The sequence below is a fragment of the Planococcus sp. A6 genome (genome assembly GCF_028823615.1).
Classification (GTDB): Bacteria; Bacillota; Bacilli; order Bacillales_A; family Planococcaceae; genus Planococcus.
Genome location: NZ_JAPEHT010000107.1, coordinates 1 through 11,435 on the forward strand (window position 1 = coordinate 1; position 11,435 = coordinate 11,435).

10 protein-coding genes, 1 tRNA gene and 3 pseudogenes are annotated in these 11,435 nt (G+C 48.8%); 6 read left to right on the plus strand and 8 right to left on the minus strand.

The genetic code is table 11. The features are described 5' to 3' along the window. Window positions 1-342 (plus strand): annotated as a pseudogene (locus ON064_RS14010) (hypothetical protein); the annotation flags it as partial. A 97-nt stretch (window positions 343-439) separates the two neighbouring features. Beyond that, window positions 440-512: transfer RNA gene (locus tag ON064_RS14015), tRNA-Val, on the plus strand. A 105-nt stretch (window positions 513-617) separates the two neighbouring features. On the opposite strand, the pseudogene ON064_RS14020 reads toward ON064_RS14015, so the two are convergent. From ON064_RS14020 to ON064_RS14035, 4 genes and pseudogenes are all read right to left on the minus strand, one after another. Then, a pseudogene (locus tag ON064_RS14020) lies at window positions 618-2,635 on the minus strand (TRAP transporter permease). Next, entirely contained in the window at window positions 2,628-3,149 is a 522-nt protein-coding gene (locus ON064_RS14025; RefSeq protein WP_121297848.1) for a DUF1850 domain-containing protein, read from the minus strand. Before ON064_RS14025 ends, ON064_RS14020 begins: the two are co-directional and overlap by 8 nt. A 77-nt stretch (window positions 3,150-3,226) precedes the next feature. Then, window positions 3,227-4,204, minus strand: a complete 978-nt coding sequence (locus ON064_RS14030) for a TAXI family TRAP transporter solute-binding subunit (protein ID WP_121297849.1) — start codon at window positions 4,202-4,204, stop codon at window positions 3,227-3,229. Between the two features lie 128 nt (window positions 4,205-4,332). Continuing rightward, window positions 4,333-4,917, minus strand: coding sequence for a phosphatidylglycerophosphatase A family protein (locus tag ON064_RS14035; RefSeq protein WP_274625250.1), 585 nt, complete (start codon window positions 4,915-4,917; stop codon window positions 4,333-4,335). A gap of 106 nt (window positions 4,918-5,023) precedes the next feature. On the opposite strand from ON064_RS14035, the gene ON064_RS14040 reads away from it, so the two are divergent. The 3 genes from ON064_RS14040 to ON064_RS14050 all read left to right on the plus strand — a co-directional run bounded on the left by ON064_RS14040 (window position 5,024) and on the right by ON064_RS14050 (window position 6,770). Beyond that, window positions 5,024-5,746: an alpha/beta hydrolase gene (locus tag ON064_RS14040; protein WP_121297851.1), complete on the plus strand. Its 723-nt coding sequence runs from the start codon at window positions 5,024-5,026 to the stop codon at window positions 5,744-5,746. 76 nt (window positions 5,747-5,822) lie between these two features. Further along, window positions 5,823-6,341, plus strand: coding sequence for a YjcG family protein (locus ON064_RS14045; protein WP_058383411.1), 519 nt, complete (start codon window positions 5,823-5,825; stop codon window positions 6,339-6,341). Then, window positions 6,342-6,770 (plus strand): GNAT family N-acetyltransferase, encoded by a 429-nt coding sequence (locus ON064_RS14050; RefSeq protein WP_274625251.1) that lies wholly within the window; start codon window positions 6,342-6,344, stop codon window positions 6,768-6,770. Window positions 6,771-6,813: 43 nt separating this feature from the next. Here ON064_RS14050 and fabI read toward each other — a convergent pair whose 3' ends face one another. Together fabI and mgtE are read right to left on the minus strand one after the other, a co-directional pair. Continuing rightward, window positions 6,814-7,584, minus strand: a complete 771-nt coding sequence (fabI, locus tag ON064_RS14055; protein WP_058383409.1) for an enoyl-ACP reductase FabI — start codon at window positions 7,582-7,584, stop codon at window positions 6,814-6,816. A 104-nt stretch (window positions 7,585-7,688) separates the two neighbouring features. Then, window positions 7,689-9,057: pseudogene (mgtE, locus tag ON064_RS14060) on the minus strand (magnesium transporter). 87 nt (window positions 9,058-9,144) lie between these two features. On the opposite strand from mgtE, the gene prpE reads away from it, so the two are divergent. Next, window positions 9,145-9,882, plus strand: a complete 738-nt coding sequence (gene prpE, locus ON064_RS14065; RefSeq protein WP_274625252.1) for a bis(5'-nucleosyl)-tetraphosphatase PrpE — start codon at window positions 9,145-9,147, stop codon at window positions 9,880-9,882. Here the strand turns inward: prpE and ON064_RS14070 are convergent. Both ON064_RS14070 and ON064_RS14075 read right to left on the minus strand, forming a co-directional pair. Then, on the minus strand, window positions 9,879-10,754 hold the full coding sequence (locus ON064_RS14070; RefSeq protein ID WP_274625253.1) for an RluA family pseudouridine synthase: 876 nt from the start codon (window positions 10,752-10,754) through the stop codon (window positions 9,879-9,881). The genes prpE and ON064_RS14070 overlap by 4 nt on opposite strands. Window positions 10,755-10,758: 4 nt before the next feature. Then, window positions 10,759-11,435 (minus strand): NAD kinase (locus ON064_RS14075; protein WP_274625254.1); only part of this gene is annotated, 677 nt, incomplete at its 5' end.

Consider the following 11,435-nt stretch of genomic DNA (forward strand, 5'->3'; position numbering starts at 1 on the left):
CCGATTGCAAAAAAAATCGAGCCCCCTTCTTTTCATGCCAGCGATATAGGATTTTCTAAAGAAGGTGCCCGATTTTATCTGCAGGTCCCTCCGAGTGAAACACTAAACGAACTATACAGCTCGCTGAAATTGGCAGCACACGAATTTCCGAATAGCGCTGATGCACAGTGGCAGCCGCATATTCCACTCATCGACAATGTTCCTGCTCCGTTTTGGGGCCCGTTGTTTGCCAGGTTGGCGCTGGAGTTCAATCCGCTGGAAGGAACAGGTGCTGCATTGGAATGCTGGTCTGTGATCGGCAACCGCACGACAATCGAATGGAGTTTGTTCTTGGAAAGCTGAAAAATAATGCCGGTTTTAAAAAGCTGAAAGTTTTTTCACAAAAACTATTGTCTTTTTTCAAACTGGCATATATAATAATAAATGTCCTTGAGATTGCGATTCCTTAGCTCAGCTGGGAGAGCGCTACCTTGACAGGGTAGAGGTCGCTGGTTCGAGCCCAGTAGGAATCATCATATGCACGCTAAGCGCTGCACAAAACACTAGCCGTAAATCGGCTGGTGTTTTTTTTTGCCACAACAAAAAAAGATGAAAGCCCGCGGGCTTCCATCTTTTTTTTATGCAGTTTGTGCTTTCCTTGTCTTCTTGTCTCTCGACATCCATTGAATTACGAACAAGACGATAAAGACAGCCGCCCCGATGAGATCTGTAAAACCTTCCGGATAGATCAAGGCGATCCCTGTCACGAATGTGATAATCCGCTCAAGCCAATTGAGCTTGCGGTACCAATAGCCGATCAAACCGGCCCCGATAGCGATCATGCCAGTGATCGCGGTGATCAATACCCAGATCAATTGTGTCCAGGTGGTATCGATCATCAACAGTTCTGGAGACAAGACGAACATATACGGAATGATGAATGCCGCAATGGCAAGCTTCGCCGCATTGAACCCAGTCCGTATCGGCTCCCCGCCGGAAATCCCGGAAGCTGCGAATGCAGCAAGCGCGACCGGCGGTGTGATATCTGCAATGATTCCGAAATAGAAGACGAACAAATGCGCAGACAATGCAACAACGATTGGAACAGCTGCGCCAGCAGGCTCGTCGACCATCAGCAAAGTAATGATGGCAGGAGCGGCAATGGTGGACGTGATGACATAGTTAGCCGTTGTCGGCGATCCCATGCCAAGCACGATGGCTGCAAGCATGGTGAAGAACAATGTCAAGAGGACGTTCCCGCCGGATGCAGAAACGAGCCCGTTTGCCAAGGATAAGCCCAGGCCGGTTTTTACGACCACCCCGACGATGATCCCTGCTGTTGCTGTCGCTGCTGCGACCGCAAGTGCAGTTCTCGCACCGTCCACAAGTGCATGGATGATGTCTTTAAAGCCAAGGCGTGTTTCTTTATTGAATGCACTGACGAAGATCGTCAACAAAATACCGTATAAAGCCGCTTGCATCGTCGGGATTCCGACTAGCAAGAACAAGATAATCGCAAGGATCGGCGTCAATAGGTAGATTTTTTTCAATACTTCTTTGCGATCCGGCATCTCTTCCGGTGATAAGCCTTTCAAACCAATCCGTTTTGCCTCAAAATGCGTCATGATCCAAAAAGCGCCGGGATGGCTGCCGCTTTGGCGATTTCCCAATAGGTGACACCGCCAATGAATTCGACCATCAGGAACGCTGCGGCCCCCATGATCGGTGGCATTAACTGGCCGCCTGTCGAAGCCGCTGCCTCAACGCCGCCAGCAAATTCTTTCTTATATCCAAGCTTTTTCATCATCGGGATCGTGTAAGACCCGGATGTAACAACGTTAGCGACCGAGCTCCCTGAGATGGTTCCTTGCAGGGCACTGGAGAAAATCGCTACTTTTGCGGGCCCACCGGTCAAGTTACCTGCCAGCGACACAGCGAGGTCATTGAAATACTGGCCCACGCCTGTTTTGACCAGGAACGAACCAAATAAAAGGAACGTAAAGATGAATGTTGCAGAAACACCGATCGGGGTACCGAGAATCCCGTCCGTTGTATAGAACATCAATTGAATCAAAGATTCCAGGTCTTGCCCGCGGTGGCGCATGAATCCCGGGAAATAAGGCCCAAAGAAACCATAAGTCAAAAACAGTATGCCAATGACTGTAATCGGCATCCCAACGGCCCGCCGTGTTGCTTCAAGCGTTAAAATGACCGCTAAGATCCCGACGATCAAATCCAGTTCCGTTACGCGGCCGATGCGGAAGACCAAATCATCGTACATAATCGGCCAATACGCACCGACTCCGATAGACAATAAGGCGAGTATGTAATCGTACCAGGCCACTTTATGGCGCGCGCCTTTCCGGCGGCGCAACGGGAATAGGATGAAAATGAGTGACAACGCGAATCCTAAGTGGACAGAACGCTGGATGTACGCTGTGTATTGGCCGAAGATGGCTGTATATAATTGAAACAGTGAAAAGGCCAAAAGCCCAAAAAACACAACATGTTTGATTATGCCTGACAAATCGCGTGTATTCGACTCAGGATCGTACTTCTGGAGAAGCTCTTTTTGCTGCTCCTCTGAAAAATGGCTTTCGTCTTCTGGCGGAAGCTTTTTCTTTTCTCTTTCTTCTGGCGATAATTTATCACTCATAGATGTTCACTCCTTCTAATTGCTGATAAATGGATAGGCGCTTGGCACGGAATGTGTAGATCTTGCCTCTTTCCAAACTCTTTTTCAAATCGAGTTCTTTCCCTGCGAATAGGAAAGCGAGTTCCGCGTCCACGTCCCCGACTAGCAACCGGAATTCGGGCAGCTTCCGCTTCATATCCTTAATAAAGTATTTCCCGTCTTTTTCGACAAAGCGCTCCCCTTCTCCTGCATTCGACGGCATGCCGATATTGAAATCTTCGTACTCAAGTTCCGTCATCACCAATTGCCCCTCATCATCAAGGCGGTAACTTTCGATCACATCCGATAGATGGATCGAATGCGTATAGCGGATCTTAAAGCGGTCTTCTATAACTGGAACACGCGCTGCAATCTCGTTTGTTTCCGAATCGATGAAGATGAAGTTTTTCTGATATGGGATGAAGAAAAGTGCGGAGCAGATAAGGATGAGGATGATTAATATAAGAAGGACTTTGAGAATTCTTTTATTCTGCAAGATGATCCCCCTAGCGACAAAAAATAAATAACGAAGGATAAAGCTTGCGCTTTATCGTCAGTTATTTTGACCAGTTCTTATTGGTTTACTTCATCAAAGTAACGCTGAGCGCCAGGATGTATATCAATCCCGATGCCATCTAGAGCTGTTTCCGCCTTGATGAATTCTGCTTTAGCGTGTTGGATTTGATCTGTGTTTTCATAAATCGCTTTTGTAATATCGTAGACTGTGTCTTCAGAGATATCGTTCTGCACAACAAGCATCGCAAGAACGGAAACCGTTGGAACGTCTTCAGTCAACCCGTAAGTGCCAGATGGGACAACATCTTCTGCATAGTACGGATATTTCTCGATCAATTCCGCTGCTTTTTCCGCTGCTACTGGGACAATATTGACATCTGATGTTGCACTCAAGCTTTCAACCGCGCCTGTTGGCGTTCCAGCTGTGATGAATGCTGCATCGATTTGTCCGGATTGCAAGCTTTCCTGCGACTCGCCAAAGTCCAAGTTCTGTGCGTCTACATCATCCATTGTCATGCCATGGATTTCAAGCAATTGCTCAGCGTTGATATACGTACCTGAACCAGGTGCCCCGACGGATACCGATTTGCCTGCCAAGTCTTCAAACGCAGTGATGCCAGATCCTTCAGTCGTTACGATCTGGATTGTTTCTGGGTATAGAGCACCGATTGCAGAGACGCTGTCGATGACTTCCCCTTCGAACATGTTCGAACCTTCAGATGCGTAGAAAGCCGTGTCTGTCTGCACAAAAGCGATTTCGCCCGTGCCATCAGCAAGTGATGTCATATTGGCTGCAGATGCTTGGGACACTTCGGCAGTCGTATCGATGCCTGTCTCATTCTCGATAATGGTCGCCATCGCTCCGCCAAGCGGGTAGTAAGTTCCCGTTGTTCCACCAGTCAATACACTGATGAATTCCGGCTCAGCTGCTCCGCCGCCTTCTCCTTCATTTGCTGCATCGTCTCCACAGCCTGCTAGGAATACGGATCCGGCCAAAGCGACAGTCGCGTAGAATCCAAACTTTTTGTTTAACATAAATCGGCCTCCCTTTATCTATAGTTTCTTTCATCCTTCATAATACCATGACTTTCTGTCCATCTGTCAATTTAATTTTTTCAAATGGAATCGGTTTCAAACCAAATTTCTGGCAATAAAACCCTTTTTTATATTTCTGCTCCAGGTACATGAGTTTCCGGCGTCGTCTCTTCAGGAGTGAGGTCTTCGAAGCTTCTGCCTTCCTCTTCCAAATCGCGCGTGCGGTGTGCGATGCGAGCCGAAGCACACGCCGCGATGCTTGCTACAAGATCGTCGAGGAAGGTGTGGACATGCTCGCCGTATTTCGTATCGAGTTTATGGATGATGCCGGTCTTGTTTTTGTCCAAATGGCCAAACGTGGTCACGGCAATGCTGCCATAAGTGAGCACTGCGCCTAGACCGATCATTTCATCGACTCCGAACAAGCCTTCATCCGAACCGACGATCTGCTGAAGCGGTTGGGACAACTTCCCTTGTTCAGCCAGTTCATCGAGTTCAATGCCAACCAACAGGGCATGCTGCATTTCCCGTTTGCGCAAGACGCTTTCGACCGACTCGACACAATGGGCCAATGTCAATCCTTCATTAAAAGGCAATTGCATTTCCAACACGATTTTCGCGATATCTTCTTTCGTGACGCCTCTTCTTTCCAAAGCTTCATGTGTCGCTTTGTTCACTTCTTCTGAATGCACACGGAAATGTCCTCCATCCATGTTGCCATCCCCTCTCTCTATTTGGATTTGTCTTCCTGTCCATTATACCTTGCATAGTGGAATATGTTACAATTTTTGTACAATAGAATTAGAAGGAGGCAACATCATGAACAAAGGAAGCGTAGAAGATTTCACGCTTTATAGCGATGCTCTTGGGGAAGACATGCAGGTGCTCGTCCACCTGCCTGCAAATTATTCTCCCCTCTATAAATACAGCCTCGTCATTGCATCGGATGGCAAGGATTATTTCCAACTCGGCCGTGTTCCACGGGTCGTTGATGAATTGCTTGAAAACCAGGAGATCGAAAACATCATCTTCGTCGGCATTCCCTACAAAAGCGTAGAAGACCGCAACCGGAAATACGAACCGACCGGCGAACAGCATGGCGCTTACTTGCGTTTCCTGGCCCATGAGCTGGCACCTTACCTAGACGAAAAATACCCGACCTACCAAGTGGGCATGGGCCGGACATTGATTGGCGATTCACTCGCAGCCACCGCTTCCCTGATGGCCGCACTTAAATACCCGAATATTTTCGGGCGCGTCATTCTCCAGTCGCCGAAAGTCGGGCCGGAAATGATGGAAGCCGTCGAGAAGTTTCCGATGAACAATTCATTCACGGTCTACCATGTCATCGGCTCGGAAGAAACCGAAGTCAAGTTGACCAACGGGGAAACCGCCGACTTTCTCACGCCGAACCGCGAGTTGAATGAGTTGATGAAAAATAAAGGGTTTTCGCTCTTTTACGAAGAATTCAAAGGAGACCATACATGGAAATACTGGCAGCCGGACCTGAAGAGGGCGCTGTTGATGAATTTCGGCATGTAGGCCTTAAGGAAACAAAGCGAACAATTTGATATAATTGAAGAGAAGATCATTTATTAGATGAGGAGGTCTATTGATTATGAAATATGGCATTGCAGCATTTCCATCAAAAAAACTACAAGACTTGGCGAATTCCTACCGGAAACGCTATGACCCGCATTACGAGTTGATCACGCCCCATATTACATTGAAAGGGCCTTTCGAAGCAGATGACTCTGAAGTCAAAGCAATGGCGGAGGAGCTCGGCAATATCGCCAAGCGCCAAAAGCCTTTCCGCATCCATGCAACGCGCGTCAGCACGTTCACGCCGGTGACAAACGCTTTGTACTTCAAGATCGAACCTTCAAAAGAGCTGATGGATCTTCACGAAGACCTCCACTCCGATTTTCTTGGCGGCATGCCGGATCATCCTTTTGTGCCCCATATCACCATCGCACAAAAACTTTCAGATTCGGAGCACGCTGATGTCTATGGCCAATTGAAAATGGCTGGCATCGACCACGAAGAGACGATCGACCGCGTCCACTTACTCTACCAATTGGAAGATGGTTCGTGGACTGTGTACGATACATTCCGGTTGTCAGGAGATGAAGCTTAATTGCAGAAAGTGAAAATCGTTGAAACCGAACTCGAAAAAGAACAGGCATTTGAAATCCGCCGAAAAGTTTTCGTCGATGAGCAAGGCGTCGCCCTTCATGTGGAAATGGATGAACATGATGACAGCGCCACCCATTTTATCGGTTATGAACTCGAACAGCCGATTGCCGCTGCCCGGGTTCGCGAATACGAACAAGGGGTCGGCAAAGTTGAACGCGTATGCGTGTTACCTGAATACCGCGGACATCATTTCGGGGCGGAGATGATGGAACAGCTGGAGGAATATGCCCGCTCGATTGGCTATTTCCGCCTGCAGCTCAACTCCCAAAGCCATGCCATCCCGTTTTACGAACGGCTTGGCTACGACGTGGTCTCTCCAGAATTCATGGACGCCGGCATTCCGCATCGCCAAATGGAAAAAACGCTATAATAAAAAACCTTCCGGAAAATTCCGGAAGGTTTTTTCATGATTATTATAATACGTGATAGCCGCTGTCGACGTGCAAGACTTCGCCAGTGATGCCGCGGGACATATTGCTGAACAGGAAGACAGCCGTGTCGCCGACTTCTTCCGGTGTAGTGTTGCGGCGAAGCGGTGCTTTCTCTTCGATTTCACGCAAAATCGAGTTGAAGTCGCTGACGCCTTTGGAAGAAAGTGTACGAATCGGGCCGGATGAAATCGCATTGACGCGGATATCGTGCTTGCCAAGATCCGCTGCCAAATAACGGACAGACATTTCAAGCGATGCTTTGGCAACGCCCATGACATTGTAGTTCGGCATGACGCGCTCTCCGCCGATGTAAGTCAAGGCAACGATGCTGCCGCCTTCTGTCATCAACGGTTTTGCGTATTTCGAAACGATTGTCAATGAGTATGAGCTGATGTTATGCGCGAGCAAAAAGCCGTCGCGGGAGGTATCGGAAAAGTCGCCTGACAATTCTTCGGTTTTCGCGAACGCGATGCAATGTGCCAGCCCGTCAATTTTCCCAGCGCTTTCTTTGATTGTGTTGAAGCATTTCTCCACATCTTCATCACTTGTGACATCACATGGCAAAATCTGCTCGTGATTGCCATCGAGTGTCGCGACCAAATCACGCACCGACTTTTCAAAGCGCTCCCCTGCATATGTAAAGATCAAGTTTGCTCCAGCTGCGTCCAACGAACGCGCAATTCCCCATGCAATGCTGCGCTTATTGGCGACACCCATGATGACGTATGTTTTATCTTTTAATGAAATTGACATATATATACCTCCTAATATTATTACCTGGTACTAATATTACCCCATAAAAAAAGAAAGTGCAATTGCACTTTCTAGGATATTGCTTCATTTAGTCAGTTGACGGCTTATAAATTCGTCAGGAATGTCGTCGCCAAGCCCAAATAAATGAGGATGGAAATGATATCGTTCAGAGTCGTGATGAACGGCCCAGACGCTACGGCAGGGTCGATCTTCATCCGGTGGATCAATAACGGGATAAAAGAGCCGGCCAATGTCGCGACAAAAATCGAACTGGCGACCGCCGTGCCAACCAACATTCCAATCAGCAGTTCAGACTTCCAAAAATAAACCAGCCCTACGACCACGATGCCGCAAATGACGCCCGTGATCAAGCCTGTCCCGGCCTCGCGGAACAACAGCTTCATTTTACTTTCTTCTTCGATATCACCCGTGGCAATACCGCGGACAGCAACCCAGCGCCTGCGTGCCGCTATTCCCTGCCATTCCGGCAATCAAGGGAATAAACACGGCAAGCAGCGCCACCTGGTCGAGCGTCGCTTCGAACATGCCCATCAAATTCGCTGTCAGCATGCCAAGGAAGGTCAGCAAGATGAGCCACGGCAAGCGTTTTTTCGCTGCTGTCAGCGGTCCACGGTCAAAGGTATCCATATCGGATACGGCAGCCAATTTGGAGTAGTCATCGGACGCCTCTTCATCCAACACGTCGATGATGTCATCAACGGTGATGATGCCGAGCAGGTGGTCTTGGAAATCAACTACCGGTAATGCGAGAAAGTCATAGTCTTTGATCATGCGCGCGACTTCTTCCTGGTCTTCACTTACCTGGACACTGACGACACGATCGTTCATGATTGATTCGATCAAGGTGTCCTCATCCGCAACGATCAAATCACGCAAAGTCACGATGCCCGATAATTTTCGATCTTCATCGATAACAAAAACGTAATAGATCGTTTCGGCGTTCGGTGCAGCATTGCGCAGGATGTTCATCGCTGAACGTACCGTCGAGTTTTTCGGGATCGCGACAAATTCCGTCGTCATGATGGAGCCCGCCGTATACTCTTCGTAATGCAGCAAGTCTTTGATTTGCTGGGCAGATTCCTTGTCCATGATCGTCAAATAGCTGGCGACTTGGTCTTTGTTCAATTCATTGAGTACATCGACTGCATCATCGGTGTACATATAGGACAGGATATCCGCAGCATAGCGAGCATCCATTTCCTTAAACAGGTCTTCGTATTCGTCATCGTCCACTTCAATGGCTTCAAAAATGTCCGCCATTTCTTTCGGAGAGAGATACTGATAGAGCAAATGCCTCGTTTCCCCGTCCGCTTTCTCATAAAAGCTTGCTTGGTCGTATGGATGGTGGGACAAAAATTCTTCTCGGAATGCTTCAACATCCCCTTTTTGCAATAATTCATGCATCAATTCTTCGTTCAGTTCCTCGTCACGGATCTTCGTTTCGTCCATCATGTATACTCCCTCCTTTCAATTGTTTCAGCTTTTTTCCTGATATGCGTTACACTGAAATCACCAGTTGGCAGTTAGGAGCTGAAGAATATGAAATATGATGTCATCGGTGATATCCACGGATGCTTCAATGAGTTGATCGAATTGATCGAACAACTCGGCTACCATTTCGAAAATGGCCTGCCTGTTCATCCCGAAGGCCGCCATCTCGCTTTTGTCGGTGACGCCATGGACCGCGGGCCGAAATCCCTCGCGGTGCTGCAATTATTATTCGCGATGCAAGATGCGGGCATCCTTTATTATTCCCCTGGCAATCATTGCAACAAACTCTATCGTTTTTTCAAGGGAAATCCCGTTGAGCTCTTACATGGCTTGGAAATGACCGTTGCCGAATGGCGCGGATTGGAAAAGCAACAACAGAAAAAGTTCAAGGATCGCTATCTCCAGTTTTATGAAGCTCTTCCCCTTTATCACCAGCTGCGGGATGAGTTAATTGTCGTCCATGCGGGCCTGCGAGAAGATATGATCGGCCAGGCATTGAACCGTCAAATGATCACATTCGCTCTATACGGCGAAATCACCGGCAGGTACCATTCCGATGGCCGTCCAGTGCGCGGCAATTGGGCGAGGCGCTATAAAGGCGAACCATGGATCGTTTACGGCCATACTCCGGTCAGGAAGCCGCATTTCCAGAATAACACCGTCAATATCGATACAGGCTGCGTCTTCGGCGGAACCTTGACCGCACTGCGTTTTCCGGAAATGGAGATTTGCCAAGTGCCGTCAAAACAGGCTTACCAACCAGAACGCTTCCACCATTATAATTAAATCAGTTTACGTATATCACCGGCAAGCGCAGATTTAAATGCCAGCCGCTCCCCAGAGACAGGATGATTGAGCTGCAATTCCGTACAATGCAGCGCTTGCCTGTCGATCAGCTCGCGTCCGCCGCCGTATAAATCATCCCCCAGCAGCGGATGTCCGATATGGGATAAATGGACGCGGATCTGGTGTGTCCTGCCAGTATTCAATTTCAGCCGGACATGGCTGATGCCGCCGATTGACTGGATTAACTCTATCTCAGTCTCTGCAAATTTGCCGTCTTCCCTTACTTCGCGTTCGATGATGCTGGTTCCTTTTCGTGCGATTGGGGCGGTGATCACCGATTTTCCAGCAGCCACTTCGCCGTGCACAAACGCTTCATAGCGCCGGTTCATCCGCTTTTCCTGTTGCTGCACGGAGAGCAGATGATGGATATGGCGGTTTTTGGCGATGCACACTAGCCCAGACGTGTCTTTATCAAGGCGGGTTGCAATATGCAATGTGGACGGGATTGCATGACGTTCGAAATGCCCGGCGACAATATTCGCCAAACTGCCGAACGGCTGTTCACGTGACGGGATAGTGTTTTGCCTTGGCGGCTTTTCGACAATTAAAAGTGCGTCGTCTTCATAAACGATGGCAAGCGGCCCGTTTTCTGCGGTCAAGCCTTTGCCCTGTGTTTCTATCGGAAAAATAACGGTCACGGCATCCCCAACTTCGAGCGGATGCCTGACCGTCACTTCCGAACCGTTGACCAGCAAATGGCCTCCGCTATACTTCACAGAAGCCAAGGTCCTTTTGGAAATCCCATAATTTTGCAGCGCTTCCCGTAACAGGCCGCGCTTTTTTGCAGTGAATTCAACTCGAAATGCTTTCATATTTTCAATCCTCCGACAGTTCGCTGTCGATGAATGAGTCGTGGACGCGGCGCCAAAACGGGAACGCACGGAAACGGGCGAAGCGTACTTTTTCTTTCGCCACCCGATACTCGATCGATTCGACATCTTTATGCAGCAATTGAAGATGGTCGATCGTCACCATGAAATCGGGTGCCTTCACCGGCAGCAAAGTGCAGCGGTGATGGGACGGCAACACAAGCGGTGACCCGACAGTCCGGAACACCCGGTTGTTGATTGAAGCCATCTCGGTCAATTGCATCGCCGGCAAAGACGGATGGATGATTGCCCCGCCGAGCGCTTTATTATACGCCGTGCTTCCTGAAGGCGTCGACATGCACAAGCCGTCTCCGCGGAACCGTTCAAAATGGCTGTCGTTCAAAAAGACGTCCATCACAAGCGTGACGTCCGGGGATTTCACGGTCGATTCGTTCAAAGCCAAATAAGTGGAAGATTCCTGGTCACTTCGGTAATGCACCGTCACTTCCAATAAAGGATATTCAATGACTTCAAATTCCTTTTTCGCGATTGCCAAGACGAGCTTCTCGATCTCGATCGGCTTCCAGTCAGCATAAAACCCTAAGTGGCCCGTATGGATTCCGACGAATGCGACAGCATCCAAACGGTCGCTATACTTATGGAATGCATGGAGCAAAGTGCCGT